34 protein-coding genes and 1 tRNA gene are annotated in these 26,453 nt (G+C 66.9%); 16 read left to right on the top strand and 19 right to left on the bottom strand.

What is annotated here, in order from left to right; translation table 11 throughout:
* Positions 1-389: 389 nt before the first annotated feature.
* On the top strand, positions 390-1,220 hold the full coding sequence (locus ACG04R_RS00975) for a ParB/RepB/Spo0J family partition protein (RefSeq protein ID WP_394405677.1): 831 nt from the start codon (positions 390-392) through the stop codon (positions 1,218-1,220).
* Between the two features lie 86 nt (positions 1,221-1,306).
* The gene (locus ACG04R_RS00970) at positions 1,307-2,440 is read left to right on the top strand and encodes a zonular occludens toxin domain-containing protein (protein ID WP_394405675.1); all 1,134 of its coding nucleotides are present in this window, start codon (positions 1,307-1,309) and stop codon (positions 2,438-2,440) included.
* A 39-nt stretch (positions 2,441-2,479) separates the two neighbouring features.
* On the opposite strand, the gene ACG04R_RS00965 is transcribed toward ACG04R_RS00970, so the two are convergent.
* Genes ACG04R_RS00965 through ACG04R_RS00955 form a run of 3 tightly spaced genes read right to left on the bottom strand, consistent with a single transcriptional unit; the run spans position 2,480 to position 3,324 of the window.
* Positions 2,480-2,764 (bottom strand): hypothetical protein, encoded by a 285-nt coding sequence (locus ACG04R_RS00965; protein WP_394405673.1) that lies wholly within the window; start codon positions 2,762-2,764, stop codon positions 2,480-2,482.
* 8 nt (positions 2,765-2,772) lie between these two features.
* Complete coding sequence (locus ACG04R_RS00960) at positions 2,773-3,072, bottom strand: DUF2523 domain-containing protein (protein ID WP_394405671.1); 300 nt, start codon at positions 3,070-3,072, stop codon at positions 2,773-2,775.
* 3 nt (positions 3,073-3,075) lie between these two features.
* Positions 3,076-3,324 (bottom strand): virulence factor TspB C-terminal domain-related protein, encoded by a 249-nt coding sequence (locus ACG04R_RS00955; RefSeq protein ID WP_394405669.1) that lies wholly within the window; start codon positions 3,322-3,324, stop codon positions 3,076-3,078.
* A 247-nt stretch (positions 3,325-3,571) separates the two neighbouring features.
* On the opposite strand from ACG04R_RS00955, the gene ACG04R_RS00950 reads away from it, so the two are divergent.
* Positions 3,572-3,916: a hypothetical protein gene (locus ACG04R_RS00950; RefSeq protein ID WP_394405667.1), complete on the top strand. Its 345-nt coding sequence runs from the start codon at positions 3,572-3,574 to the stop codon at positions 3,914-3,916.
* A gap of 658 nt (positions 3,917-4,574) precedes the next feature.
* Here ACG04R_RS00950 and ACG04R_RS00945 read toward each other — a convergent pair.
* From ACG04R_RS00945 to ACG04R_RS00920, 6 genes are all read right to left on the bottom strand, one after another.
* Positions 4,575-4,775: a major capsid protein gene (locus tag ACG04R_RS00945; protein ID WP_394405665.1), complete on the bottom strand. Its 201-nt coding sequence runs from the start codon at positions 4,773-4,775 to the stop codon at positions 4,575-4,577.
* Positions 4,776-4,841: 66 nt separating this feature from the next.
* Positions 4,842-5,066, bottom strand: coding sequence for a hypothetical protein (locus tag ACG04R_RS00940; protein ID WP_394405664.1), 225 nt, complete (start codon positions 5,064-5,066; stop codon positions 4,842-4,844).
* A gap of 2 nt (positions 5,067-5,068) precedes the next feature.
* Positions 5,069-5,269, bottom strand: a complete 201-nt coding sequence (locus tag ACG04R_RS00935) for a hypothetical protein (RefSeq protein ID WP_394405662.1) — start codon at positions 5,267-5,269, stop codon at positions 5,069-5,071.
* Positions 5,270-5,271: 2 nt separating this feature from the next.
* A complete protein-coding gene (locus ACG04R_RS00930; protein WP_394405660.1) occupies positions 5,272-5,574 on the bottom strand; it encodes a hypothetical protein in 303 nt (100 codons plus the stop codon).
* Positions 5,575-5,603: 29 nt separating this feature from the next.
* A complete protein-coding gene (locus tag ACG04R_RS00925; RefSeq protein WP_394405658.1) occupies positions 5,604-6,791 on the bottom strand; it encodes a replication initiation factor domain-containing protein in 1,188 nt (395 codons plus the stop codon).
* Positions 6,788-7,162, bottom strand: a complete 375-nt coding sequence (locus ACG04R_RS00920; RefSeq protein WP_394405657.1) for a hypothetical protein — start codon at positions 7,160-7,162, stop codon at positions 6,788-6,790. The genes ACG04R_RS00925 and ACG04R_RS00920 overlap by 4 nt, the downstream gene beginning before the upstream one ends.
* Between ACG04R_RS00920 and ACG04R_RS00915 the strand changes: the two genes are divergently transcribed.
* The 8 genes from ACG04R_RS00915 (at position 7,161) to ACG04R_RS00880 (ending at position 12,726) form a co-directional block, all read left to right on the top strand.
* The gene (locus ACG04R_RS00915) at positions 7,161-7,421 is read left to right on the top strand and encodes a hypothetical protein (RefSeq protein ID WP_394405655.1); all 261 of its coding nucleotides are present in this window, start codon (positions 7,161-7,163) and stop codon (positions 7,419-7,421) included. The two genes, ACG04R_RS00920 and ACG04R_RS00915, sit on opposite strands and share 2 nt — an antisense overlap.
* 304 nt (positions 7,422-7,725) lie before the next feature.
* The gene (locus ACG04R_RS00910; RefSeq protein WP_394405653.1) at positions 7,726-8,037 is read left to right on the top strand and encodes a helix-turn-helix domain-containing protein; all 312 of its coding nucleotides are present in this window, start codon (positions 7,726-7,728) and stop codon (positions 8,035-8,037) included.
* Positions 8,038-8,098: 61 nt separating this feature from the next.
* The gene (locus ACG04R_RS00905) at positions 8,099-8,635 is read left to right on the top strand and encodes a cytochrome b (protein WP_394405651.1); all 537 of its coding nucleotides are present in this window, start codon (positions 8,099-8,101) and stop codon (positions 8,633-8,635) included.
* A 13-nt stretch (positions 8,636-8,648) separates the two neighbouring features.
* Positions 8,649-9,185: a YceI family protein gene (locus ACG04R_RS00900; RefSeq protein WP_394405649.1), complete on the top strand. Its 537-nt coding sequence runs from the start codon at positions 8,649-8,651 to the stop codon at positions 9,183-9,185.
* A 58-nt stretch (positions 9,186-9,243) separates the two neighbouring features.
* Positions 9,244-9,810: a YceI family protein gene (locus ACG04R_RS00895; protein WP_394405647.1), complete on the top strand. Its 567-nt coding sequence runs from the start codon at positions 9,244-9,246 to the stop codon at positions 9,808-9,810.
* 225 nt (positions 9,811-10,035) lie between these two features.
* Positions 10,036-11,457, top strand: a complete 1,422-nt coding sequence (locus ACG04R_RS00890; protein ID WP_394405646.1) for a sensor histidine kinase — start codon at positions 10,036-10,038, stop codon at positions 11,455-11,457.
* The gene (locus tag ACG04R_RS00885) at positions 11,454-11,867 is read left to right on the top strand and encodes a hypothetical protein (protein WP_394405644.1); all 414 of its coding nucleotides are present in this window, start codon (positions 11,454-11,456) and stop codon (positions 11,865-11,867) included. Before ACG04R_RS00890 ends, ACG04R_RS00885 begins: the two co-directional genes overlap by 4 nt.
* Positions 11,868-11,886: 19 nt before the next feature.
* Positions 11,887-12,726, top strand: coding sequence for a LytR/AlgR family response regulator transcription factor (locus ACG04R_RS00880; RefSeq protein WP_394405643.1), 840 nt, complete (start codon positions 11,887-11,889; stop codon positions 12,724-12,726).
* On the opposite strand, the gene ACG04R_RS00875 is transcribed toward ACG04R_RS00880, so the two are convergent.
* Positions 12,713-13,615: a LysR family transcriptional regulator gene (locus ACG04R_RS00875; protein ID WP_394405641.1), complete on the bottom strand. Its 903-nt coding sequence runs from the start codon at positions 13,613-13,615 to the stop codon at positions 12,713-12,715. The genes ACG04R_RS00880 and ACG04R_RS00875 overlap by 14 nt on opposite strands.
* Before the next feature lie 89 nt (positions 13,616-13,704).
* On the opposite strand from ACG04R_RS00875, the gene ACG04R_RS00870 reads away from it, so the two are divergent.
* A complete protein-coding gene (locus ACG04R_RS00870; RefSeq protein WP_394405639.1) occupies positions 13,705-14,709 on the top strand; it encodes a bile acid:sodium symporter family protein in 1,005 nt (334 codons plus the stop codon).
* Here the strand turns inward: ACG04R_RS00870 and ACG04R_RS00865 are convergent.
* The 3 genes from ACG04R_RS00865 to ACG04R_RS00855 are packed head-to-tail and all read right to left on the bottom strand — an operon-like array spanning position 14,706 to position 18,264.
* A complete protein-coding gene (locus ACG04R_RS00865; protein WP_394405638.1) occupies positions 14,706-15,449 on the bottom strand; it encodes a proteasome-type protease in 744 nt (247 codons plus the stop codon). The genes ACG04R_RS00870 and ACG04R_RS00865 overlap by 4 nt on opposite strands.
* A gap of 46 nt (positions 15,450-15,495) precedes the next feature.
* Positions 15,496-17,220 carry an IlvD/Edd family dehydratase gene (locus ACG04R_RS00860; RefSeq protein WP_394406484.1) on the bottom strand — a complete coding sequence of 575 codons (1,725 nt, stop codon included), beginning with the start codon at positions 17,218-17,220 and terminating at the stop codon, positions 15,496-15,498.
* Positions 17,221-17,253: 33 nt separating this feature from the next.
* Positions 17,254-18,264, bottom strand: coding sequence for an NAD-dependent epimerase/dehydratase family protein (locus ACG04R_RS00855; protein ID WP_394405636.1), 1,011 nt, complete (start codon positions 18,262-18,264; stop codon positions 17,254-17,256).
* 91 nt (positions 18,265-18,355) lie between these two features.
* Between ACG04R_RS00855 and ACG04R_RS00850 the strand changes: the two genes are divergently transcribed.
* From ACG04R_RS00850 to ACG04R_RS00840, 3 genes are all read left to right on the top strand, one after another.
* Positions 18,356-19,252 (top strand): LysR family transcriptional regulator, encoded by an 897-nt coding sequence (locus ACG04R_RS00850; RefSeq protein WP_394405634.1) that lies wholly within the window; start codon positions 18,356-18,358, stop codon positions 19,250-19,252.
* Between the two features lie 170 nt (positions 19,253-19,422).
* Positions 19,423-19,662, top strand: a complete 240-nt coding sequence (locus ACG04R_RS00845) for a hypothetical protein (protein ID WP_394405632.1) — start codon at positions 19,423-19,425, stop codon at positions 19,660-19,662.
* Between the two features lie 58 nt (positions 19,663-19,720).
* Positions 19,721-22,132, top strand: coding sequence for a protease pro-enzyme activation domain-containing protein (locus ACG04R_RS00840; RefSeq protein ID WP_394405630.1), 2,412 nt, complete (start codon positions 19,721-19,723; stop codon positions 22,130-22,132).
* A 225-nt stretch (positions 22,133-22,357) separates the two neighbouring features.
* On the opposite strand, the gene ACG04R_RS00835 is transcribed toward ACG04R_RS00840, so the two are convergent.
* Positions 22,358-22,433 (bottom strand) — tRNA-Arg (locus ACG04R_RS00835).
* Between the two features lie 136 nt (positions 22,434-22,569).
* On the opposite strand from ACG04R_RS00835, the gene ACG04R_RS00830 reads away from it, so the two are divergent.
* Positions 22,570-23,109, top strand: a complete 540-nt coding sequence (locus ACG04R_RS00830) for a c-type cytochrome (protein WP_394405628.1) — start codon at positions 22,570-22,572, stop codon at positions 23,107-23,109.
* 55 nt (positions 23,110-23,164) lie between these two features.
* On the opposite strand, the gene ACG04R_RS00825 is transcribed toward ACG04R_RS00830, so the two are convergent.
* The 5 genes from ACG04R_RS00825 to ACG04R_RS00805 all read right to left on the bottom strand — a co-directional run bounded on the left by ACG04R_RS00825 (position 23,165) and on the right by ACG04R_RS00805 (position 26,439).
* Positions 23,165-23,680: a DUF2946 family protein gene (locus ACG04R_RS00825; RefSeq protein WP_394405626.1), complete on the bottom strand. Its 516-nt coding sequence runs from the start codon at positions 23,678-23,680 to the stop codon at positions 23,165-23,167.
* Between the two features lie 12 nt (positions 23,681-23,692).
* A complete protein-coding gene (locus tag ACG04R_RS00820; RefSeq protein WP_394405624.1) occupies positions 23,693-24,658 on the bottom strand; it encodes a YheT family hydrolase in 966 nt (321 codons plus the stop codon).
* A complete protein-coding gene (locus tag ACG04R_RS00815; RefSeq protein WP_394405623.1) occupies positions 24,658-25,113 on the bottom strand; it encodes a YybH family protein in 456 nt (151 codons plus the stop codon). Before ACG04R_RS00815 ends, ACG04R_RS00820 begins: the two co-directional genes overlap by 1 nt.
* Before the next feature lie 4 nt (positions 25,114-25,117).
* Positions 25,118-25,333: a zinc-finger domain-containing protein gene (locus tag ACG04R_RS00810; RefSeq protein ID WP_394405622.1), complete on the bottom strand. Its 216-nt coding sequence runs from the start codon at positions 25,331-25,333 to the stop codon at positions 25,118-25,120.
* Positions 25,334-25,506: 173 nt separating this feature from the next.
* Positions 25,507-26,439 carry a branched-chain amino acid transaminase gene (locus ACG04R_RS00805; RefSeq protein ID WP_394405620.1) on the bottom strand — a complete coding sequence of 311 codons (933 nt, stop codon included), beginning with the start codon at positions 26,437-26,439 and terminating at the stop codon, positions 25,507-25,509.
* Positions 26,440-26,453 lie beyond the last annotated feature (14 nt).

Genomic DNA, 26,453 nt, shown 5'->3' with positions numbered 1-26,453 from the left:
AGTCCTGCGGACCGGAGCCCCTAAAGGGTCTCCGCCTATCGGTAACGATCCCTATCGCGTCATACCTCGATGTATTCGTCGTCTAACCCGGTCAGCGCGCGTCGGTCGCGCCAGTCGCTGCGCTTGGTGGCACGCCCGCCGACATTGCGCCGACCTACCCACCTCAAAAAGCGACCGCCGCCACCACTCGCCGAAGCCGCCCCCTTGACCCCTGCGGCATCGCGAAGGGGATCAAGGGGGCGTCTTTTTTTCGGCAAGTAGCGGCAGCGGCCGCTTTTTGTATTTCCGCCAAGACCCCATCCCCCCGCCCTTCCCGGTGGGAAGGGAGCGAAGAGGTCTCTGCGAAGGCATCCACGAACAGCCTTCGTCAACCTCAACCGGAGAAAGCTATGTCTGAGCGTTCCATCATCACTCAAATGATCCCCCTGTCCCGCATCACGATTGCGCAGAACGTGCGCACGTCCACCGGACTCGACAAGGCCAGCATCAAGGAGTTGGCCGATTCCATCAAGGAGCTGGGCCTGCTTCAGCCGATCATCGTCGCTGAGCACGAAGGCGGTTTCGCTGTCATCGCAGGCCAACGCCGCACGCTGGCCTGCCAAATGGCAGGCTTGACCGAAGTCCTTTGCATCGTTCGCGGCGCGGAAACCGGCGGCGAAGAACTGAAGGCCGTTCAGATCGTCGAGAACCTGAAGCGCGAGAACCTCGGGCTGTCCGAGACGTGCGAAGGCGTGCGCGAAATGCTCGCGATGGTGGGCAAGCCTGCCGAGGTCGCAAAGCGCCTCAGCAAGTCATCGGCATGGGTGTCCAAGCACCTGTCCGTGACCGGCCCGACGTTCAGCGCGGACGTTCGCGACATGGTGAACAGCGGCCAATGCAACGACGTTGAAATGGCCCTGACGCTGAACCAGATCGCCAAGCACCCCAAGGGCTCGACTGTCGTCGCGCACCTGATTGCCCAGGTCAAAGCCGGCTTGATCGGTCGCGCCAAGGTCCGCGCAACGCTGGAACAGCTCAAGGCACCCGCCGAAGAAGGCGAAGAGGGCGGCGAAGACGACGGCGATGGCGAAGGCGGCGAGCAAGCGCCGAAGGGCAAGCAGACGATCAGCGTCGAGCTGTCCGCCGAACTGGCCGCCGTGTTCGAAGCCGCAGGCGGCGCGACGTGGCTGCGCAAGCAACTGAAGAAGCTCGCCGAAGCCCAGCGCGAGCTGCCGGTCTAAACGCGTAACGCCTAGCCTGAACGGCTAGGCGTTTGAACGCCCACCCTGAACGGGAGGGCGTTTCGCATGCGAAACGAGGTTAACCAATGCCCATCACACTGGTCACGGGTCTGCCGGGTCACGGCAAGACGCTTTACACACTCGCACGGTGGAAGGCCGAAGCCGAAAAGGCAGGTCGCCCCGTGTTTCACAACTCAATCCCCGGGCTTCAGATTCCCGGATGGCAGCCGTTCGAGGTCAAGGACTGGGAACAACTGCCGGCCGGCGCGCTGCTGATCGTTGACGAAGCGCAGTTCGCATTTCCTGTCACCGGACGCGGGCAAACGCCGCCATGGGTTCAACAGCTCGCCACGCACCGGCACAAGGGTCTGGACTTCATCGTCATCACCCAAAACCCAATGCTGCTGGACAGCTTTGTCCGCAAGCTGGTGGACCGGCACTTCCACGTTGTGCGCAAATTCGGAACGCACTTCGCCACCATTTACGAGTACGTCAACGGCGTCAAAGAAGACGTGTCCAAGAATCGCGGCGACGGGATACGGCATGAGTTCCGATATCCCAAAGACGTGTTCACCTGGTACAAGTCGGCCGAACTCCACACGGTGAAGCGCCGAATCCCAGCTCGCGTATACCTATTGCTGGTCCTGCCGGTGATCTTTGGCATTCTGTGCTGGATCGGTTACCACCGCATGAGCCCAGAGTTTGCCGCCGAGCAGGCTCGCAAATCGACGCCAGAAGCCACCGCGCCGCCCGCGCAGGTTGCTGAAGGCCCCGTGGGGCGGGCGCGCTCAGGGGCCGGTGACCGAGGGGGGCAGATGACGCCGGCAGAGTACGCAGCCGCCTATACGCCGCGAATCGAGGGGTTGCCGCACACTGCGCCCATCTACGACGGGGTAACGCAGCCTCAGCAGGCGCCGTATCCAGCCGCATGCATAGCGAACGCAAAGCGTTGCCAGTGCTACAGCCAGCAGGGCACGCGGCTGGACATGAACGAACAGCTTTGCCGGCAACTCGCAGATGGCGGATTCTTCGTCGCGTGGACACCAGCAGGAGAGAGGGTGCAGCGAGCGCAAGATCAAACCCGACAGAGGGAACTACAGAGCGGACAGGAACAGCCCGCGTATACACCCACGAACGCACCGCCGCCCCAGTTCGTCGCACAAGCAATCGACCAAGACGCCGGAAGCCTGCCGCGACGAGTCGCCAGAATCGCCCGCTGATTTCGCATGCGAAAAACCCGCCGTGACTGGCGGGTGTTTCTATTGCTTGCGTTCGCGCCCCTCGCGCTTTGCACGATGCCGAGCACGAAGGACCGCCCAATCAATTCCAGTTCCGTCGCAATGCGAACACTGGCTCTGATCGCGAGCGCGGGCATATCGAAAAACCGGCCGGAAAACGTAGGACAGAAGCCAGTACGCACCGCGCAGCAGCGTAGGCCCAGCGAACGCCCACAACCAAGCGCCCATCAAGGCGCCGGCCAACAACAGCCGCCACATCGCGCCTTCAACGAAGGCAGTAAGAAATTCGGAAATCTGCGGATCCATGGTCTAGCTCACTTCATAACAAATTTCTTCATGGTGCCGCTCGTCAATCCGTTGATCGTCAGGCGTGTCGTGATGGCGCTGGTGAGGATGGACACGCATGTCCCGACCTTCATCGTGCCGGCCACAGCGACGGCATTGCCGCCGAGGCCATTCATGCTCGAAATGAAGTAGTCCCGAGCAAACGTGATGGACGCGTCAACCCCGGAATACACGGCATAGCCGATGCCGAGGCTAACCAGAATCTTGCCCACGAGCGTGCCGAGGACTTGAATCAAAGCGCCAATCAAGGCGCCGATGAAAATGGGCATGGGTCAACTCCTAAAGACAATCAACAGGGCAATCAACATGAACACGCCGACCATGGCATTACCGACCAAGCGCAGCTTGTCGCACATGCCAGAAAACGGGATGTTCCACTGCACGCCGCTGACGGTGAATGCAACGTCAACTGGGCAACCGGACGCAAGCCTGTCGGTCTGGTCAATGTTCGATGCAAAGCTAACTGACTGATTGGCCGCATTGTTGGCAGGGTGTCCGGCCGGCTGCAGCTCACCAGTCATGCCCGCCGCGCCTATGGCCTGCAGGGGTGCAGTCTGCGGGTCATCGAACCACTGGCAATTGCGCCTGTACTGGTCCGCCGCGATGGCGCACTGAACGGCATCGCCGCTACACGTCGTCGCCGCGCAGGTGCCACCAAACGAAGACTTTGTGCACAGCGGAGAGGAAGGATTCTGAGTGCAGAAACTGTCCTGACTCTGAGAACTCGACGTAGTTGTCGTGCCGGTTGTGGCGCCGTTGCCATCCGTCGTGGTTGTCGTCTTCGTTGTTGTGCACGTCGTGCCATCGCAACTAGTTTGCGAAGTCGTTCCAGTCGTCGTCGAGCCGGTCGCAGACGACGCGCTAGAGGACGACGTTTCAGCGGCTGCGCTGGTCTTCGCACACGGAACACAGATGGTCGCGCCATTCACCGTGCCGGGGCACTGGTTCGCACCGCAGGCCACCGGGGCAGGGCTTTGGCTGTTCTGTTCGCCAGTCGAGATCGCCGAATTGGAGCTTGACGCCGACCCGTTGCAAAACGAACCGGTCGACTTGAACGGCCACGTAGCCCAAATCTGGCCGTCCGTGCCAACCTTCCAGCTGGACGGCGTGTAGCCGCAGCCGCCAGTGCAGAGCTTGTCCCCGGCATTGCTGACCTTCTGGTCAGGCTGAGTTACGGCGCTGTACTCGCCGGACACCGGACACGTGTACTGATAACAGGCGTTCCCAGCCGTGTTAGGCATGAAGTTGGGGTTGCACCCACACTGACCGCCGCCGACAGACGTAGAGTTGTCAGGACAAGACGTGTTCATACTGGCGTTTGCCACCAGCGAGTTGTATGACTTCGTGCTTGTCGTCGTGCTGTCTGTCCAAAAGTAATACGTCGTGCACCTCCACTGCGAGAGCTGATCACTGCCCAGCGCGGTACAGCTGTCTACAACGTAGTGATATGTACGCTTTGAGCCGTCAGTCGTCGCAACATCCTTTTCGTAGTTGAGTTTGCACGCGGCTAGCGCGCTACTCCCCTTCGACCCCGAGCAGTCATAAACAACGGCGTTGACGGCAGGCACGGACTTGATGGCCCAGCAAGACGCCGAGCTAGCCAGCAACACGAACGCCGCGATCAGTCGCGCAATACGATCCATATCGCCCCCAGCACTGCAACCACAACCCAAAAGCCCATAACCGACCCCTTGCGATGCACCCGACTAGATGCATTGAAAGGAGGGCGTCCCCTCCAAGCCGTTTCGCATGCGAAACGACTAGCGCCCGATCAGAGGGCGCGGCGCACCCACTTGATCACCTTGATGCCGACCATCACGGTGAAGACGGCAGCGCCCACGGTCGCGACGGTCGCGCCGGCAGCGGTGACGGACGACAGATCGGGGTCACCGGCAGCGGCGTGAGCGGAGCCGGCCAGCATGGCGATGCCGGCGGTGGCGATGGCGCGGAGCGCGTTGCGATTCAGCTTCATGAAAACTCCAGACTCCGAGGGTGGAAGAGGACGCGCGGCTTATCGGAGTCGGCCGGCGCCAGGAAATCAGAGAGCGAGACGAACGGCGCGGACACCCCAGGCGATACACCAGAGCGTTGCAATCGCGCCGGAGACCATGAGGCCGGCTTCGTTGCTCATCACGAACGGGTTTGCGGGAACGTCGGACGGCTCCAGGGCGACGAACGTGCCCGCGAGGACCGGGCACTGACTCGGGTCAGTGATCTGAGTCACCGACGTGATTGCGCCGTCACTGGTGGCGATGCAATACACGGTCAGGCCTCCGCGTCCAGATCGACAACCAGGGCCGTGCCCCGGTCGCAATAGTCCTCAACGAGCTGCGCCACCTGATCCGCTTCATCGATGACGCCATGCCGCAGCGCCGTCAACAGTGAGGGCGTCCAGCCCACGTCGCCTGACGGCAGGACCGTGATGAACTGAAACGTAAGCCCCGACTGGATCAGGAAGCGCGACATGGTTAGGCCGCCTTCTTGTCGCCGACCGGCTTCAGGGCGACCATCACCGTCTTACTGGTCTTGCCGTTGCCCACGATTTCCATGTCGGCGACGGCCTGAAACGGGAAGGCGAGTTGCGCGTACTTCGCGTACTCCTCAGACGTGCCCAGGTTGAACTCTGCGCCGAACTGGCCCTTCGCGTCGCCCTTCGAGTCGTCCAGCTCAGTAAGCGCGTAGACCTTCGTCGAGTCATACGCCGTGCCGTTTTCAAGCACGCCCTTCGAGCGCTTCATGCCGATGACCGTAACGTTTGCGGTGAACTTCATTTCATACCTTCCCGTTTCGCTTGCGAAACTCAAACAGCCCCATTCAGCAACGGCGCAGAGACGGGGGCCATTCGCCCTGCGACTTTCTCGAATGCCGCCGCGATATCAGCGGCAGCGAATCCCTTCAGGCGACGGGCAACGCGATGGGCGTTGCGCTCGACGATGTGCGCGAGCAGGTCGCCGCCATGCATGAACAGCGCCGCGACGATTGCGCCGCAGGTGCCATCGGTCCACGAAGCGCAGCGCTCGACAGCAGCAAGCGCCGTCACGTCCTTAACTTCAGGATTGGTCTTGATCGTTTGCGCAGCGGCTTGAACCTCAAGCTCTGTCAGCAGCCGGTCGCAGAACGCATAGGCGCCCGCGAAGAAGTCAGCCGGCCGGGTCAACACATCGAGGTCAATCACTCGATGGTTGTTACGGACTTCGACTTCATAACGAATCCATTCGGCGCAACCGTGTTGCGCTGATGCCTCGCGGCTTCCGAACTGTTCGTCACCCTTTTCGTAAGCGCGCAGCATCTTTCCCGTGCCGCGATTGCCGACGCTGAACGTCCGCGAATGGTGCGCCGCCCAGCTGCCCGCGTTCTGCTGACCAGGGCGTTTGCCGCGCACGTCGAATTCGCCCGACTCCCATGCGGTTTGCACGTCTTCGATGCGATGGCCCGACCACACATCGACAGCGAGGTCCACACGCGTGATCCAGCCTTTCGCATGCGCAACGTAGGACCGCACGATTTCAAGCCGGTCGCGCGGAATCGCGAGCATGGCCTGCCCGAACAGGTTGAAATGCACCGTGCTGGCTTGCCGTGCATCTTTGCTGCCGGCCATGACATAGCCGACGACTGCCGAGTTGTGCAGGAGTGCCACGCGCACGGCGTAGAAATCCATGCCCTTGTCCTCGACCGCGCCCAGGGTCAGGCCGCAGGCCAGCATGGCAACGAGGTCGCGACCCGCAGCGATGGCCACCATGTGAGCCGCGCTGTAGGCCGGGTCAGCCAGCGTGGCTCGCTTGGTCTTCACGTCGAAACCCGACTGGACCGTGACGTCGCCAGCCGTGACCGCCTCCAGGCTTCGTTCGCGCTGAACGACGGCATCGAGGGGGACCGTGAACCGAAGCCAGTCAATGCGGACCTTCGATTGGTTGTCGCGCTCGATTTGTTCAAGCGTCCACCGGACGCGCTGACCATCGAGAACGGGGCGGGCCTCAACTGTCCTCATGCCCCCTCCACCACTGTTGTCCCCGTGTTACCAGGGGGGACAGCTGAGGCGCCGGGGGCGCCCGCGCAGGCGCGGGCTTCCCCCGGCCCCTCATCGCAGCCGCACCGACCATCCAGGCCGCTGCACTGACGAACGTTCTTGGCAGAGAACCAGAGCTGCCCCAGGCAGCAATCGACCTTGAACAGGTCCACGTCACGCTGGGCATTGGCCGGGGCGCCCTCAAGGACGCGACCGCAGAAGACGGCGCCGTGCTTGCGGACCTGCACACGCATGGCAGGGGCGAACTCGCGACGGACCAGGGCAGCGGCCATCGGCGCCACGTAGGCGGCGAAGGTCAGCGGCAAGCCACCGTTAGTACGATCAGCCGCCATGAACTTCTCCGACCTTCTCAACGCCTTCGCACAGGCCAAAAACGGCGCCACAGGACGAGCACTTGCTAACGCGCTGGCCGTCAGCACACAGGACCTCGACAACTTCACCAGTCGCCGTCGCGTCCTGCCAAACATCGCGCTGGTCAAGATCAGCGAAGAACTCAGCATCGAGCTGGTCAAGGTCATAGCCCTGTCCGAGGGAACGCGCCCGGATATGACGCAGCACGAAGCCAACTTCTGGGGGCAGTACATCGACTGATCCAACCCAGCCGGCAAGCATCCCGGGCTGATCGCGCAGGACGTGTTTCGCATGCAGCAGGGCAACGTCAGCGCCGGCAGTCCAAAGCAGCTCGCGCTCTGTGTAAACGGCCAACATCGCCGGGCCGGACTGGCCGTGATGGGGGACGCCGCCGCCCGAGCGCAGCAGCACGAGCAAAGGCACAGCGAAGTCCGCTTGATCGCGCCTTGAGCGCTGCTGTACATTCCCGGCCACAAGCTTTCCCCTGTGAAAGGCTTTCCGGCTGGAAAGCATGGGGGCGGACGATACCTTCTCAGGAGAAAGTATGGACCTCGGGAAAACCCTTATGGATGCGGTGTGCGCAAAGCAAGGATGGACGCGCTACCGCATTGCAAAAGAATTGCATGCAAGCGAGGGGTATCTAAGCAGGGTCTACAACGGCAAAGACCCGATCTCCCCTGCGCTTGCCGTTCAGCTCGCAGAGCTAGCCGGCATGGACACGCGGCTAGCCGCAGCGGAGGCGCTTGTTTCGCATGAGAAAGACTACACGCGCAAAATCGCGCTAGCCCGTGCGCTACGTGTGGCCATCCCACCAGAGCCCGAAAGAAGTAACGCGCTTACCGTTCAATTAGCTTGAACAATGGCGACAAGGCGGATGAACCGCCCGCCGGTCTGCGAGGAACAAACTGCGAGCCATGATGAGCACTGCCACCCGCTACACCCCTGTCGCCGTCGTGCTGCACTGGCTGCTCGCGCTGGCCATCGTCGGCGCCTTCTGCGTCGGCGTCTACATGGCCGATCTGCCGTTCTCGATGACGCGGGTCAAGCTCTACAACTGGCACAAATGGGCCGGCGTGAGCATCCTCGCGCTGTCGGCGCTGCGCCTGCTGTGGCGCCTGACGCACCGCCCGCCGGCCGATGCGCCCATGCCCGTATGGCAGGCGCGTGCGGCGCACGGCGTGCACCTGCTGCTCTACATCGCCTTCTTCGCCGTGCCGCTGACCGGCTGGGCCATGAGCTCGGCCAAGGGCTTCCCCATCGTCTGGTTCGGCGTGCTGCCGCTGCCCGACTTCGTGCCCAAGGACCATGACCTCGGCGAGCTGCTGGAAAGCGTCCACGGCGCGCTGGCCTGGGGCCTCGCGGCCCTGGTGCTGGCCCACGTGGCCGGCGCGCTCAAGCATCACTTCATCGACCGCGACGGCCTGCTCGCCCGCATGTCGCTGCGCCGCTCCTGAACAGGACTTCACCATGACCAAGCTTCTCTCCGCGCTGCTGCTGTCCGCCGCCGCCTTGCTGCCCGCCCACGCCGCCACGCTGCAGGCCGACAAGAGCGACCTCAGCTTCACCTTCAAGCAGATGGGCGTGCCGGTGGACGGCAAGTTCAAGAAGTTCGAAGCCCAGCTGGACTTCGACACCAAGAAGCCCGAGGCCGGCAAGATCGCCTTCACGGTGGACCTGGGCAGCGTGTCGCTGGGCGACCCCAGCTTCGACAAGGAACTGGCCGGTTCGCCCTGGTTCGACACCAAGCGCAACGGCAAGGCAACGTTCGTGTCCACCGGCATCAAGGCCACCGGCCCGGGCAAGTACGACGTGGCCGGCAAGCTGACCATCAAGGGCGCCGTGCGCGACGTCGTCGTGCCGATCACGCTCGCCAACGGCGTGGCCGCGGGCAGCGTGCCCATCAAGCGCCTGGACTTCAAGATCGGTGACGGCGAATGGGCCGACACCTCCGTCGTCGCCAACGACGTCACCGTCAAGTTCAAGCTGGCCTTCTCTGGCATCTGACCGGCCTGTAACCCCCCGTTTTTCCCCGCCCCCCTCCTCATACCCCGGAGCCCACCCGATGAAGAAAGCCCTGCTGATCACCGCCCTGCTCGCCGCCGTCGGCGCCGCCCAGGCCCAGAGCGCCACCTACGCGCTCGACCCGACCCACACCACCGTGTTCTTCGAGGCCAAGCACTTCGGCACCAGCACCAACCGCGGCCGCTGGGACAAGAAGGAAGGCACGATCACGCTGGACAAGACCGCCAAGACCGGCAAGGTCGAGGTCACGCTCGACATGAACTCCATCTCCAGCGGCGTGGCCCCGTTCGACGGCCACCTGAAGAGCAAGGACTTCTTCGCTGTCGCCGAGTTCCCGACGGCCAAGTTCGTCGGCGACAAGTTCACCTTCAACGGCGACAAGCTGGTCAGCGTGGCCGGCGAGCTGACGCTGCGCGGCAAGACCAACCCGGTCACGCTGACCGCCAACAACTTCAACTGCTACGAGAACCCGATGCTCAAGCGCGAAGTCTGCGGCGGCGACTTCGAGACGACCATCCAGCGCAGCCAGTGGGGCGTCAACTACGGCCTGCCGGGCATTCCCGACAGCGTCCGCATCGTCATCCAGGTCGAAGCCGTCAAGCAGTAAGCACTGCCGGCTCTCTCTTCAAAGCCCGCCATCGGCGGGCTTTTTGCTGGGCGATCACTGGCCGTCCGTGACGGATTCACGGGCGCTTCTCCACCGGGGCGCGCCGTGCCGCACGGCCTGTCGCCTGCCCATGCAGTTCGTCATGCGCGCCGGCCGGCGTGTCGCGCCGGCCCCACGGTGCGCCGGGCGCTTGCGTACAGTGGCTTCAACGACAAGAAGTTCCCCATGACGCCCTCCTTCACTCCCAGCCCCCAGCAGAAGCTCTGGATCGAGCGCTGGCAGCGTTTCTCCGCCACCGTGGTGCGGTACTTCCACCTCTACGCGGGCTGGCTGGTGGGCATCAGCTGGAAGCGCTTCGTGCTGCTGTCGCTGGCGCTGCTGATCGGCGTCAACGTGCTGAAGAACCTGCCGCCCTTCACCTGGCACATCAGCGAGACCGTCGAGGAGCGCGACCGCGGCGCCGAGCGCCGCCAGGCCAAGCTCGAGGCCGAGGCCAAGAAGGCAGCCGACAAGGCCCGCAAGGCGGTCGAGAACAGCGAGAAGAAGAAGGAGGCCGACAAGGGCGTCCACTACGAGATCAAGGTCGACGAACGTGGCGTGCGCATCCAGCCGGTGCGCCCGGCCGCCAGCGAGGCTGCCGGCCAGGACGGCGGCGACGACAACGCCGCCGTCTCGATCGACTTCCCCAAGAGTGCCAAGCCCGAGGACGTCCGCAGCGCCATCGAGGCCGCCAAGGACAAGCTCTCCCAGCTCAAGCAGGAGGCCGAGGAGGTCAAGGAGGCGCAGGAAGCCGCCGCCCAGGCGCAGCAGGCGTTGCAGGAAGCCGCCGACGAGGTGGCCGGCTCCCAGACCCATCGCCGCGTGACGGTGGTGCAACTGGGCGACTCCCTCGTCGACCTGGCCATGCTGTGGATACTGGCCTCGGCCGTGATCAAGGGCATCTACAAGGGCCGCATCCAGGCCGAGGTCAAGGCCGCGCAGGCCACCGAGAACGCCGAGGCCGAGGCGCTCAAGCGTCAGGTCGTCGAGGCCCGCATGGCCGCCATGCAGGCGCAGGTGGAGCCGCACTTCCTGTTCAACACGCTGGCCAGCATCGACCACCTCATCGAGGTCGATCCGCCCACCGCCAGCAAGATGCAGAAGAACCTCATCGCGCTGCTGCGGGCCTCCATGCCGACGATGCGCGAGGCCAATGCCAGCGGCGCCGTGCGCGACCTGGGCCGCGAGCTGGCCGTCATCCGACCCTACCTCGAGATCCTGAAGATGCGCATGGAAGAGCGCCTGCAGACCGAGATCGACGTGCCCGAAGGGCTGATGTCCGCGGAGTTCCCGCCCATGATGATCCAGGGCTTGGTCGAGAACGCCATCAAGCACGGCCTGGAGCCCAAGGCCGAGGGCGGCTCGCTCAAGGTCAAGGCCGAGATCGTGCACGGCAAGCTGGCCGTCACCGTGGCCGACACGGGCCTGGGCTTCGGCCGCGCCGCCACCAGCGGCACCGGTGTGGGGCTGGCCAACATCCGCGAGCGCCTGCAGCTGCTGCACGGCAGCAGGGCCAGCGTCACCGTCACCGAGAACCAACCCAGCGGCACGGTCGTCACGATCACCGTGCCCTATCGCAGCCGCAACGACGAAGGAGTCGCAGCATGAAGACCTTGTTCAAGATCCTGTTCATCGGCACCGCGCTGATGGTCCTGGTGGCGATGTTCGGCGGCTTTGCGCTGCTGCATCACCACGGCTCCGACATGCACATCGTGCTGAACGACGAAGACCTCTTCTTCGGCGCTGGCGACGACTTTGGCGGCTGGCTGGGCGCCAGCATCGGCCTGTTCATCGCCGGCGTCGTCTGCCTGCTGGTCGTGCCGTTGGTGCTGCTGCTGGGCGTGGCGCTGCCGCTGCTCATCGTCTGTGGCGTGTTTGCCGTCATGCTCGCCGCGCTGCTGGGTGCCGGCGCCGTGCTGGGCTCGCCGCTGATCCTGCTGGGCCTGCTGCTGTTCGTCGTGCTGCGCAATCGCAACCGTGCGATGAAGGCGTCAGCGGCCCGCACGGAACCCGTCTGAGCCAGTAGCATCGCCGGCCATGAGCAACACACCCATCCGCGCCGTTCTGGCCGACGACGAACGACTGATGCGCGAGCAGCTGCGCGCCCGCCTCACCGAGGTCTGGCCCGAGCTGGACATCGTGGCCGAGGCGAAGAACGGCCTGGAGGCCGTCGAGCTGACGAAGGAGCACAAGCCCGACCTCGTCTTCCTCGACATCCGCATGCCCGGCCTGACCGGTGTGGAGGCGGCCCGCCAGATCGCCCAGCTGCCGGGTGACTTGCAGGACGACGACGACTGGGAGGTGCCCGAGATCGTCTTCATCACCGCCTACGACCAGTACGCCGTCGAGGCCTTCGAGCAGGGCGTGGCCGACTACGTGCTCAAGCCCGCCGAGCGCGAGCGCCTGCAGCTGACGGTGGCGCGCATCAAGAAGCGCCTGGCGCAGCGCGACGCGCCCGCCGGTGGCGACTTCGCCGACAGCGCGCCGGTGCCGCTGCAGCAGCTGCTGCACCAGCTGTCGGCCGGCCTGAACCCGGCTGCCGCCAAGCCGCAGTACCTGCAGTGGATCCAGGCCACCGTGGGCCAGGCCATCCAGATGATTCCGGTCGAGGACGTGCTGTTCTTCATCAGCGACGAGAAGTACACCCGTGTGCAGACGGCCAAGCTGGAGGCGCTGATCCGCAAGCCCATCAAGGAGCTGGTGGACGAGCTGGACCCGCAACTGTTCTGGCAGATCCACCGCTCCACGCTGGTCAACGCGCGCGCCATCGACGGCGTCACGCGCGACTTCCGCGGCCGCCAGCTGGTGGGCGTGAAGGGCCTGACCGAGAAGCTCGAAGTCAGCCGCAGCTACACGCACCTGTTCAAGGGGATGTAGCCAGCGTGGCGATCAGGTCCCAGAGCCGCTGAGCGGCCGGGGACAGCGAGCGCTGCCGGCGGCGTGCCAGCACCACCTGCCGGCTCAGCGCGGCCTCCAGCGGCACCGCCCGCAAGGCCTTCGCGTCCGGCAACGGCAGTGACAGCGCCGGCAACACCGACACGCCCAGCCCCGCCTGCACCATCCTGAAGGCGGTCGCCGGGTGGCCCACGTCGATGGCCACCTGCGGCGCCACGCCGGCGCGTGCGAAGGCACGGTCGATCAGCGGGCGGCTGCCGGAGCTGTGGTCCAGCAGCACCAGCGGCTGGCCGGCCAGGTCGGCCAGCTTCAGTTCCTTCCTGGCCGCCAGCGCGTGGCCGGCCGGGCAGACCAGCACGAAGCGTTCGTTGACCAGCGGCCGCTGCTCGATCAGCGGGTCGGCCTCGTCCATGCCGACGAGCACGGCGAAGTCCACCGCGCCGCTGCGCACGCCCTCGATGGCGAGCTGCTGGGCCTGGTCGCTCAAGCGGACCTGCAGCTCCGGGTAGCGCTGGCGCGCGGCGGCCAGCACCTGCGGCATCAGCCCGCCCGAGATCGTCGGCGCGCTGGCGACGTGGACGATGCCGCGCGCCGCCGCGCCCAGGCCGCGGGCCTCGTCGAGCACGCCGTCCAGCTCGCCCAGCACGCGGCGCAGCGGCGCGACGAGCGACTGGCCGGCCGCCGTCAGCACCACCTCGCGCGTCGTGCGGTCCAGCAGCTTCACGCCCAGCTCGGCCTCCAGGCTGCGGATGGCCTGGCTGACGGCCGGCTGCGACAGGCCGATGTCGTCGCCCGCCCGCGCGAAGCCGGCGTGCTCGGCGACGGCGAGCAGCACGCGCAGCTGGCGCAGCGTGACGTGAGGGGCGGACATCGGGCGTTCTTGATTGATTGGTTTGGTGGATTAAATCATCTGATCTATCCATTTCACAGAAGGCGACGCGTTGGGTCCAATGCCGGTCCATGAAACGTCCCGGCTGGCTTCCCGACAACCTCGTCCTGCTGCTCATCGCGACCGTGGCGCTGGCCACGCTGCTGCCCGTTCACGGTCGGGGCGTGGCGGTGCTGGACGTGCTGACCGAGGCGGCCGTCGCGCTGCTGTTCTTCCTGCAGGGCAGCAAGCTGTCGCGCCGCGCGGTGTGGGAGGGGCTGCTGCACTGGCGCCTGCACGCCCTCGTGTTCGCTGCCACCTTCGTGTTGTTCCCGCTGCTGGGGCTGGCGTTGCGGCCGTGGCTGGAGTCGCTGGTGGGGCCGACGCTGTATCTGGGCGTGCTGTTCATCTGCGCGCTGCCGTCCACCGTGCAGTCGTCCATCGCCTTCACATCGCTGGCGCGCGGCAACGTCGCCGCGGCGATGTGCAGTGCGTCCACGTCCAACATCCTCGGCATGGCGCTGACGCCGCTGCTGATGGCCGGCATGGGCCACTGGGTCGGCGCGCAGGCCGGCTCCGGCGCGGCGCAGCTGTCCTGGCACACGTTCGAGGGCATCGTCTACACGCTGCTGCTGCCCTTCGTCGCGGGCCAGGTGCTGCAAGGCTGGACCGGGCCGTGGGTCGCTGCGCACAAGTCCTGGGTGCGCGTCAGCGACCAGAGCACCATCCTGCTGGTCGTCTACGGCGCGTTCAGCGCGGCGACGGTGCAGGGCCTGTACCGGCACCTGCCGCCGGCCACGCTGGGGGCACTGCTGGGCATCTGCGCGCTGCTGCTGGCCATCGTCATGCCGCTGCTGACGGTGCTGAGCCGCGTGCTGGGCTTCTCGCGCGAGGACGAGATCGCCATCGTCTTCTGCGGCTCCAAGAAGACGCTGGCCAGCGGCGTGCCGATGGCGCAGATCCTGTTCGCCGGCCAGGCCGTGGGCCTGCTGGTGCTGCCGCTGATGGTGTTCCACCAGCTGCAGCTGATGGTCTGCGCGTCCATCGCGAGGCGCTATGCGCGCGGGCCGCAGGGGCGGCAGGCCGCCGCCGCCTAGGCGTCGAACCAGGGTTCGTTCGGCAACTCGTCGAAGACCTTGCGCAGGCCGGCGCTCCAGCCGCTGCGCAACGCGAGGAAGTAGGGGTCGTCGCGCTCGATGCGGTGCGGCGGCTGCATGGCCTGCTCGAACTGGTTGGCGCGCAGCATCACCATGTCGATGGGCAGGCCCACCGACAGGTTGGACTGGATGGTCGAGTCGAAGCTGACGAGGGTGCACTTGGCGGCCTCGTCCAGCGCGGTCGTGTCGTAGCGCACGACGCGGTCGATGATGGGCTTGCCGTACTTGCTCTCGCCGATCTGGAAGTAGGGCGTGTCTTCCGTCGCCTCGATGAAGTTGCCCTGCGGGTAGACGTGGAAGAGTCGCGGGCCTTCGCCCCGGATCTGGCCGCCCAGCAGGAAGTTGGCGCCGAAGTCCACGCCCTGGCTCTGCATGCCGCCGCCCGAATCGCGCGCGACCACCTCCTTCAGCGTGTGGCCCAGCAGCACGGCCGCGTCGTACAGGCTGGGCACGTTGAGCAGGTGCTCGCCCTCGCTGTTCAGGCGCTGGTTCAGCAGCGACATGACGGACTGCGTCGTTGCCAGGTTGCCCGCGGCCAGCACGACGATCTCGCGCTGGTGCGGGATCTGGAACTGGTACATCTTGCGGAAGCTCGCGATGTGGTCGACGCCCGCGTTGGTGCGGGTGTCCGAGGCAAACAGCAGGCCGGCGCGCAGGCGCATCGCGACGCAGTAGGTCATGTCTTTCGGGCGTTGGGACGACGCGCAGATTATGGACAGGCGCCCGTCAATGCGAGTCGCGTTCGACGACCGGGCCAGAACTGCCGACCAGCAGGTCCAGGTCGGCGCCGAGATGGGCCTGCTGCACGTGGTCGATGTAGAGCTTCACGTAGCCGCGCGTGGCGAGCGGTGCGGGCGGCACCCAGGCCGCGCGCCGACGGGCCAGCTCGGCGTCGTCGACCAGCAGCTGCAGCCGTCGCGCGGGCACGTCCAGCTCGACGAGGTCGCCGTCCTGCACCAGCGCCAGCGTGCCGCCGGCCGCCGACTCGGGCGCCACGTGCAGCACGACGGTGCCGTAGGCCGTGCCGCTCATGCGGCCGTCGGAGATGCGCACCATGTCCGTCACGCCCTGCTCGACAAGCTTGCGCGGCAGGTCCACGTTGCCGACCTCGGGCATGCCGGGGTAGCCGCGCGGGCCCACGCCCTGCAGCACGATGACGCTGTCGGCGGAGATGGCGAGATCGGGCGTGTCGATGCGGGCGTGGTAGTCCTCCATGCTCGTGAACACGACGGCCGGGCCGCGATGCTTCAGCAGCGCCGGCGTGGCGGCCGAGGGCTTGATGACGGCGCCCTGCTCGCACAGGTTGCCGTGCAGCACGGCGATGCCGGCGGCCGGCTGCAGCGGCTCGGCCCGCGGGCGGATCACCGTCGTGTCGTAGCAGCGCGCGGCCTGGTAGTTCTCGTCCAGCGTCCTGCCGTTCACCGTCAACACGTCGCGGTGCAGCAGCGCGCCCAGCTCCTTCATGACGACGCCCAGGCCGCCGGCGTAGAAGAAGTCCTCCATCAGCCGCTGGCCCGAGGGCTTGAGGTTGACCAGCAGCGGCACCTGGCTGCCGTGGCGGTCGAAGTCTTCCAACGCGAGCGGCACGCCGATGCGCCCGGCGATGGCCAGCAGGTGCAGGATGAGGTTGGTGGAGCCACCGACCGCCGCATTCACGACGATGGCGTTCTCGAACGCGGGGCGCGTCAGCACCTGCATCGGGGTCAGGTCTTCGCTGACCATCTCGACGATGCGCCGCCCGCTCAGCTGCGCCATCAGCTTCTTGCGCGAGTCGGCGGCGGGGATGGAGGCCATGCCGGGCAGCGTCATGCCCAGCGCCTCGGCCATGACGGCCATCGTCGAGGCCGTGCCCATCGTGTTGCAGTGGCCGGCGCTGCGGCTGCCACAGACCTCGGCCTCGGTCAGGTCGGCGTCGCTGAACTCGCCGCTGTCCAGCTTGGCCTTGACCTTCCAGTTGAAGGTGCCCGAGCCGATCTCGCCGCCGCGGAACTTGCCGTTCAGCATCGGCCCGCCCGAGACGACCAGCGTCGGCAGGCCCACGCTGCAGGCGCCCATCAGCAGCGACGGCGTCGTCTTGTCGCAGCCCGTCATCAGCACGACGCCGTCCAGCGGATTCGCGCGGATGGACTCCTCGACGTCCATGCTCGCGAGGTTGCGGAACAGCATGGTCGTCGGCTTCATGATCGTCTCGCCCAGCGACATGACCGGGAACTCGAACGGCACGCCGCCGGCCTCCAGGATGCCGCGCTTGACGTTCTCGGCGAGGTCGCGCAGGTGGCCGTTGCACGGTGTCAGCTCGCTCCAGGTGTTGCAGATGCCGATGACCGGCTTGCCGCCGAACCAGTCGTCCGGGTAGCCCTGGTTGCGCAGCCACGAGCGGTGCACGAAGCCCATCTTGTCGCGCCCGCCGAACCAGTCCTGGCTGCGCAGTCTCTTCTTCACATTGGCCACCGTCGTCTCCTCGAAAGGAGGCAAATGGTAGCGCTATCCTGCGGCGCTGGGCATCGCACCGGTGCTGGCGGGCGGCAGGCAGCCCAAGCCGCGCAGTGCGGTCTCGATGGCCTCGTCCAGCGGCGTGTGCGGCTCGCGGCCCAGCGTGGCGACGAGGCGGGCGTTGTCCATGCGCGCCGGCTGCTGCCACAGGTAGCGCATCTCGCGCATCTCCCGGAAGGTGGTGACGAACAGCCCCGCGATGTTGAGCAGCCACCACGGCAGCGCGGCGATGCGCGGCTCGCTGCCGTCACGGCCGTAGCGGGCGGCAACGCGCTGGATGGCCTCGGCCATCTGGCGGCCGGTGGCGTCCCAGTGGCCGGCCATGTGGAAGCTGGCGAAGGCCGGCAGCGTGTCGCGCCGGGCCAGCAGCTCGACCATCGTGCGCGCAACGTCCGGCAGATAGGCCCACTGATGGCCCACGCCGGTCGCGGCGGGGTTGCTGATCGTCGTCACCGGCTTGCCCGGCTTGATCAGGCCTTGCGAGAACCAGTTGTTGCCCGCAACGGGGCCGAAGAAATCGCCGGCACGGACGACGATGACACGCGCGCCGTTGCCGCTGGCCTGGCGCAGCCGCGCTTCCATCTCGACGCGGATGGCGCCCTTGCGCGTGACGGGGCGCTGCGGCGCGTCCTCGCGCAGCGGCGAGCCGAACGCGTCGGGCCCGAAGTTGTAGACCGTGCCGGGCAGCACCAGCGTCGCGCCCTGCGCCTGCGCGGCGGCGATGCTGTTGTCCAGCATCGGCAGCACGAGGCGGTCCCAGTCGCGGTAGCCGGGCGGGTTGACGGCGTGCACGATGACGCTGCAGCCCTGGGCCGCGCGGGCCACGTCGACCGCGTCGAGCGCATCGCCACGCAGCCACAGGAGGCCGTCGCGCGTCTCCTGCGCCGCGCCCAGGCCCCGCTTGAGCGCCTTCACCCGCCAGCCCGCGTTGTGCAGCTGGCGAGCCACCTCGCCGCCGATGCCGCCGCTCGCGCCGAGAACCAGAACCGTCTTGCTGTCCATCACCTGCTCCTGAAGTTGATGGAGCGGATTCTGGAAACCGGCGACTTCTTTGAAAATTGACGAAGATAGGTGTGCGGCTATACATTTATGAATGGATACGACCTTGCCCTGGGAGCTGCTGCACACACTGTTGGGCGTGCTGCGCGAGGGCTCGCTGTCTGGCGCGGCGCGCGTGCTGGGGTTGACGCAGCCGACCGTCGGCCGCCACATCGCCGCGTTGGAGGCGGCGCTGGGCCAGGTGCTGTTCACGCGTTCGCCCACCGGGCTGCTGCCCACCGAGGCGGCGTTGGCGCTGCGCGGCCACGCCGAGCAGATGGAGACGGCCGCCGCGGCGCTGCAGCGTGCGGCGTCCTCACGTGGCGGCAACGAGCCCGCCGGCACGGTGCGCGTGACGGCCAGCGAGGTCATCGGCATCGAGGTGCTGGCGCCGGTCTTCGCGGCGCTGCGCGAGCGCCACCCGGGGCTGGTGCTGGAACTGGCCCTCAGCAACCGCGTGCAGGACCTGCTGCGCCGCGAAGCCGACATCGCCGTGCGCATGACGCCGCCCGAGCAGGGGCAGCTCATCGCGCGCCGCATCGGCGCCATCGACATCGGCCTGCATGCGCTGCCTGCCTACCTGGACCGCCACGGCCGACCGGCGTCGTTTGCCGACCTGGCCGGCCACACGCTGATCGGCTTCGACGCGGTGACGCCGTTCATCCGCGCCGGCGCCAGGCGGCTGGGCGGCATCACGCGCGACAGCTTCGCCCTGCGGTGCGACTCCGATATCGCCCAACTCGCACTGATCCGCGCGGGCGCCGGCATCGGCGTCTGCCAGCTGCCGCTGGCCCGCCGCGAACCGGCGCTGGAGCGCGTGCTGGCGGACCAGTTCACCTGGCCGCTGGAGACCTGGGTCGCGATGCACGAGGACTTGCGCCAGAACGCCGCCTGCCGCGCCGTGTTCGATGCGTTGGTGGACGGGCTCGCGCGCTACGTGACAGGCGGCTGAGCCACTGTCCATCGGGCTTGCCCCTTGCAGGTAACGAGTCGTTAGGGCGCTGTCACTCCGGCGCATCACAAGCTTTCGCAGGACTGTCCGCAGGCTGTCGAAGCTGCGGATAAGCGGCTGCGCAGCGTGCTCTGGCACTGCCGCACGGGTGGGCCGGCCATGGCCCGCGCTTGCGCCGCGCCCATAGTGAAATTCGGGCGAATCGTGCGCGCAGTGGCGCCGCCGACGCCAGTCGGTTCGACGCGGCTGACACCCAAAACACCGACGGGATCACCCGCATGGTGACCCCTCCTGCCGCGTCCAAAGAATCCGCCCCGCGCCGTCGGTTGCGTCCCAAAAGGATTTCAAGCGCGACCGACGGCGGCACGCTGGGTTGGCAGGGCCTCGACAAGATCGAAGTGCTGCCGTGATGTCAAGGCGATCTCGTGTCCCACCGGCACGGATCGTTCAACTCGAGGACTTCATTCCATGAAACTGTTCAGGCATACCTTGAACCTGGTTGTCGCTGCCGTGTTGGGCAGCGTGACGATCGGCGCCACCGCAGGCAGCTACGCGACGGCCTCCATCCCCACGCCACGCGCTTGGGTCGCGACGCAGACCAAGGCCCACGCGCTCGCCTATGTCGACGCGACCGACGCGGGCGCCATGCCCGACACCGCGACGGTACACATCGCGGTCTCGCTGAAGCTGCGCAACAAGGAGGCGCTGGACGCGCTGACGCAAGGCCTGGTCACGGGCCGGACCCATCAACACCTGACGTCGGCGCAGTTCCTCGAGAACCACGCGCCGACGCGCGATCAGGCCGTCAAGGTCGTGAACTACCTGCGCGCGCATGGCTTCACGCATGTCGAGATGGCGCCCAACCGCCTGCTGGTCACCGCTGACGGCACGCCGAGCCAGATCCAGGCGGCCTTCCAGGCGCAGATGCGGCACTTCTACGTCAAGGGGCGGCTGGCGCATGCCAACGTCACCGACGTCAATGTGCCCGACACGCTGTCGGACACGGTGCTCGCCGTGACCGGCCTGCAGACGGTGCACATGGCCCACACCACGTTGCGCCACGCCGACCGCCTGGCCGTCACGCCGCAGGCCATCGTCGGCATCAACCCGACGCTGTTCCCCAGCATCTACGGTGCCAGCGGCATGCCCTCGGCCACGACGGCCACCATCGGCATCATCACGCAGGGCAGCATGACGCAGACGATCGCCGACCTGAAGACCTTCGCGGCCAACGCCGGCTACCCGACGCCGCCGGTCAGCGTCGTGACGGTCGGGTCGGCAAGCACCGACACGTCGGGCGTCGACGAATGGAACATGGACTCGCAGAGCTCCCTGGCCGCCGCCGGCGGCACCATCAAGTCGATGCTGCTCTACACGGCCAACACGCTGAGCGATGCCGACCTCACGTCCACCTACAACAAGGCGGTGAGCGACAACCTCGCCAAGGTCATCAACGTGTCCCTGGGTGAGTGCGAGACCGCGGCGAAGAGCTCCGGCATCACCGCCTCCAACGACCAGATCTTCCAGACCGCCGTGGCCCAGGGCCAGACCTTCTCGGTCTCCTCGGGTGACTCGGGCTCCTACGAATGCGGCGGCAGCACCAGCCAGCAAAGCTATCCGGCCGTCTCGCCCTACGTGATGGCCATCGGTGGCACGACGCTGTCGACCAGCGGCGGCACCTGGGTCGGCGAAACAGCCTGGAGCTGCACCAGCGCGTCGACGTGCCCGCAAAGCGCTTCCGGCGGCACCGGCGGCGGCGTCAGCAGCACGGAGGCCGCGCCGAGCTGGCAGACGTCCGCCGGCGTGCTGAAGACGGCCGGCAAGCGAGGCGTGCCGGACATCTCCTTCGACGCGGCACCCAGCAGCGGGGCACTCATCCTCGTCAACGGCTCGAACTCGCAGATCGGCGGCACCAGCCTCGCCGCGCCGCTGTTCACGGGCTTCTACAGCCGCATCCAGGCGGCGCACGGCAACACGCTGGGCTTCCCGGCCTCGACGCTGTACGCCGGCGCCGCGGCCAACCCGTCCTGGTTCCATGACGTGACCTCCGGCAGCAACGGCGGCTACAGCGCCGGCACGGGCTGGGACTACGTCACCGGCTACGGCAGCCTGCAGGTGCAGAACTTCTCCAGCGCTTTCGGCAGCGGCAGCTCGACGCTGACAGCCAACTTCAGCTGCAGCGCTTCCGGCCTGGTCGTGACCTGTACCGACAGCTCGACGGACAGCGGCGGCACCATCAGCGGCTATGCCTGGACCTTCGGTGACGGCGGCACGTCCACGGCCACCAGCCCCAGCCACACCTATGCTGCGGCCGGCACCTACACGATCACGGAGACGGTGACCGAGTCCGGCACGGGCAAGACCGCCAGCAAGTCGTCGACCGTGACCGTGAGCTCGGGCAGCACGTCGTCGCAGTTGCTGCTGAACACGGGCTTCGAGAGCGGCACGACCTCCTGGACGGTGACGTCGGGCGTGGGTTGCACCAACACCAGCTGCTCGGGTGAGACGGCCCATGGCGGTACCGGCTTCGCCTGGCTGGACGGCTATGGCAGCGCCCACACCGACTCCGTCGCTCAGGCAGTCAGCATCCCCAGCGGCAAGTCCAGCGCCACGCTGTCCTTCTACCTGCACATCGACACGAAGGAGACCGGCACGACGGCGTACGACACCCTCAAGGTGCAGGTGCTCAACAGCTCGGGCACCGTGCTGTCGACGCTGGCGACGTACTCCAACGTCAATGCGGCCTCCGGCTACGTGCTGAAGACATTGAACCTGGGCGCCTACATCGGCCAGACCGTGACGATCAAGTTCCTCGGCGTCGAGGACAGCTCGCTCGCGACGTCGTTCGTGCTGGACGACATCACGCTGACCGTGCAGTAACCAGCGCGCATCGGGTTCGCCCGACCACAACCCAAGGGCGGCCATCGTGCCGCCCTTTTTTTTCGCTGGGCTCGTGTGGCGTTAGTCGCGGTGGCTGCTCGGGGAACCGGGCTTCTCGGCCCGGCGACTGACAGGTGCCTGCACCTGTCGAGAGTGCGAGCGGGGCGAGTTGTGATGCCGGCAAAGAAAAAGCACCTGGCCGCGAAGCCAGGTGCTTTTCATGTCTGGCGCGCCCGGTTGGGATCGAACCAACAACCCCTGCCTTCGGAGGGCAGTACTCTATCCATTGAGCTACGGGCGCGAAGCCGCGCATTCTAACAGCGGGGTTCTACCGCCCCGGAGTGCTCGAGGGGGCTGCCTATAATTCGCCGGTTTTACGTGCCCCCGCGCCGTAGTGGCGCGAGAAAAAGACCGACGAGGATCACCAAGAGGAATCCATGAGCGCCAGCCACGATCACGACCACGACGACGCCCACACCGGCCCGATCAAGACTCCCAAGCAACTCGCCTGGGCCGTGCTGTTCGCCTTCGTGGTGCCGGTGGTCATCATCATCATGCTGGCCAACTACGTGAGCACGGCGACCAAGCCTGCCGCCGGCACGGGCGCGCTGGAGGGTGAGGCCGTCGCCGGGCGCATCGCGCCGGTGGGCCATGTCGAGGTCAAGGATGCCAACGACGCCGCGTCGCTGAAGACCGGCGAGCAGGTCTTCCAGGCGCAGTGCTCCACCTGCCACGCCACCGGCGCGCTGGGCGCGCCCAAGCTGGGCGATGCCGCCGCCTGGGGCCCGCGCATCAAGACCGGCGTCGAGGCGCTGCTGAACTCCGCGCTGAAGGGCAAGAACAGCATGCCGGCCCAGGGCGGCGGCGAGTTCAGCGAATTCGAGATCCATCGCGCGGTCGTCTACATGGCCAATCAGGGGGGCGCCAAGTTCGACGAGCCCAAGGCACCGGCACCGGCGGCCTCGGCTGCGAACTGAGCGTCAGCGCCCCGCTCGATGAAGCCCGCCGCGTGCGGGCTTTTTCATGCCCGGATCAGGCGTGCGGTCGACGCTGGAAGCGGTGGGTGGCCGGCAGCTTGGCGGCGATGCAGTCCTGCGGCGTCCAGCGGCCGGCCTCGATGGCGTCGGCAGCCAGGCCCATGTCCTGCGTGTGCACGAGGCCCAGGCCCAGGTCGGTCTGCAGGTAGAGGTGGCCGGCCTCGTCCAGCCAGGCAGACTCGACACGGGCCTCGCGGCCGGTGTGGCTCAGCACGCTGCCGTCGGGCTGCAGGCGCCAGACCCAGGGCGTAACCTCCAGCTCGACGTAGACGCGCTGCGGGCCGTTCTGGAAGAACCACGCGCCGCGCTCGTCGACGTCGTAGTTGCGGCCGATGAAGGCGAGCAGCTTGTCGTGGTCGATGCGGCTACCCTTCACGCGCGGGAAGGGGCCGGCGCGCTGGATGCGGTCGTCGCGCATGTACCAGTCGCCGCGCGCGTCCAGCGCCAGCCAGCCGTAGCAGTGGGGCACGTTGGGCCACTTCTTCAAAGCGGCCTGAACGATGTCATCCATCGAGCGCGTCCTTCAGCGTTGCTTCGACAACCAGTCGCAGACCTGCTCGGGCATGGTCAGCAGATGGCCTGGGAGCGGGCCCGCGGGGAAGCCGACATGGCCTCCGTGACCCGGCTGCCAGAGTGTCACATAAGCCCCCACTTCGGCGGCATGCGGCAGGCTGTGGCCTGGAACGAAGGGGTCGTTGCGCGCGTTCAGCACCAGCGCCGGGATGCGGATGCGGTGCAGGTGCGGCTTGGCCGCCGCTCGGGTCCAGTAGTCCTCGGTGTTGCGGAAGCCGTGCAGCGGTGCGGTGAAGAGGTTGTCGAACTCGTAGATGGTCGAGGCGCGCTTGAGCCGCTCGCCATCGAACAGGCCGGGGTGCTGCTGCAGCTTGCGCAGCGCCTTGGGGATCATCGTGCGCAGGAAGCGGCGCGCGTAGACCTGCTTGTTGAAGCCGCGGTCGATGGCCGCGCCGGCGGCGGCGAGGTCGATGGGCGAGCAGATGGAGCAGACAGCGTGGGCCGTGTGCGCGGCCGCGGCGCCGGCTTCCTCGGCCCAGCGCAGCAGCGCGTTGCCGCCCAGGGACACGCCCGCCACGACGAGCGGCGCGCCGTGGCGCTCGCGCAGGCGCTGCAAGATCCAGCCGACCTCCTCGTAGTCGCCCGAGTGGTAGGCCCGCGGCGCGCGGTTCAGTTCGCCCGAGCAGCCGCGGAAGTTGGGCAGCGCCATCGCCCAGCCGCACGCGCGGGCGGCGCTGGCGAAGGCGACGCTGGAGTGGCTGGTGCGATCGCCTTCGAGGCCGTGGAAGAGGACGAACAGCGGCGCGCCGGCTGGTGCATCGGCGAGGAAGTCGACGTCGATGAAGTCGCCGTCCGGCGTGTCCCAGCGCTCGCGCGTCCAGCTCGGCGGCTCGCCGTCGTGCTGGCGGCTGAACAGCGCGGGCCAGATGGTCTGCAGATGACCGCCGGGCAGCCATCGAGGCGCGCGGTACTGCATCAGTGCAGCGTGCCGGCGTCCGCGACGAGCTCCTGGACGTCGCCTGCGTTGCCCGGGCTGGCGTGGTGCAGCACGAGGCGCCAGCCCAGTGCGGTCTTCAGGTAGACGTTGGTCGCGATGACCCAGGACGTCGGCGCGGCCTGGCCGGCCTCGGCGTGCAGCTGCACGCGCTCCAGCACGTGGTGGATGGCGCAGTCTCCACTGACGAGCCGCCGCACCCGCTCGGGGTGCGTGTGCACGGGGCCGCGCTCGAAGACGGCCATGAACGCCGCGCGGATGGCCGGCAGCCCCACGATGCGCGGGCCGCCCGGGTGCACGCAGGCAACCTCGTCGTCGTCGGCCCACAGGGCCATCAGGTGGTCGAGGTCGGCGTGCTGCAAGGCTTCGTAGAACTGGGCCTCGGTGTCGTCGGGCGACGCCAGCAGCGCGGCCTGTTGCGCGCGGGAGCGGGACATGGAATCAGTGCCCGCTCGGGAGCACCTCGCCGGCCTTCAGCTTGTAGGCCGTGCCACAGTACGGGCATTGGCCCTGGCCGTCGTGGCTCAGGTCGATGAAGACCTTGGGATGGTTGCTCCACAGCGCCATCTTGGGGTTGGGGCAGAAGACGGTGCCGTTGTCGTTGCAGTCCTTGGCGGTCACTTCGACGGTGGCGGGGGCTTGGATGGTGATGCTCATGGCGTTCTCTCAATTGTCCGTTTCGCGACGCGAATTTTTCGGGCCGAGCGCCGGGCCGCTCCCAAGCCGGCCCGTGCTGGCGACGCGTTCGGCTCAATGCCGAACGCGTCGCCGTCCCCTCGGGGGACCGACCAGACTCGCGCGCATGCAGCGACGCGAGACTGGGCGAGGGGTCAAACTGACGTCAGCCACTCGGCGTACTTGGGGTTGCGGCCGTTGACGATGTCGAAGAAGGCCGACTGGATCTTCTCGGTGATGGGGCCGCGCGAGCCGCTGCCGATCTCGATGCGGTCCAGTTCGCGGATGGGCGTCACTTCGGCGGCGGTGCCGGTGAAGAAGGCCTCGTCCGAGATGTAGACCTCGTCGCGGGTGATGCGCTTCTCGACCAGCTTCAGGCCCAGGTCCTGGCAGATCGCGAAGATGGTGTTGCGGGTGATGCCGTTGAGCGCGCCGGCCGACAGGTCGGGCGTGTAGACGACGCCGCCCTTGATGACGAACAGGTTCTCGCCCGCGCCTTCGGAGACGAAGCCGGACGCGTCCAGCAGCAGCGCCTCGTCGTAGCCGTCTTCCGTGGCTTCCATGTTGGCCAGGATGGAGTTGGTGTAGTTGGACACCGTCTTGGCCTGCGTCATCGTGATGTTGACGTGGTGGCGCGTGTAGGAGCTGGTCTTCACGCGGATGCCGCGCTTCATGCCGTCCTCGCCGAGGTAGGCGCCCCAGCTCCACGCGGCCACCATCAGGTGCACCTGGTTGCCCTTGGGGCTGACGCCCAGCTTCTCGGAGCCGATCCAGATCAGCGGGCGGATGTAGGCGCTCTTCAGGTTGTTGGCCTTGACGACGGCGCGCTGCGCCTCGTTGATCTGTTCAGCCGAGAAAGGCACCTTCATGCGCAGGATCTTGCCGCTGTTGAGCAGGCGCAGCGTGTGCTCCTGCAGGCGGAAGATGGCGGTGCCGTTGACGGTGTCGTAGGCGCGCACGCCCTCGAAGGCGCCGCAGCCGTAGTGCAGGGTGTGGGTCAGCACGTGGATCTTGGCGTCGCGCCAGTCGACGAGCTCGCCGTCCATCCAGATCTTGCCGTCGCGGTCGTGCAGGGGGGCGGGAACCATCGGGTACTCCAGGT

The organism is Pelomonas candidula (assembly GCF_043555985.1).
Taxonomy (GTDB): domain Bacteria; phylum Pseudomonadota; class Gammaproteobacteria; order Burkholderiales; family Burkholderiaceae_C; genus Pelomonas; species Pelomonas candidula.
This window is presented reverse-complemented; position numbering and strand designations above follow the sequence as displayed.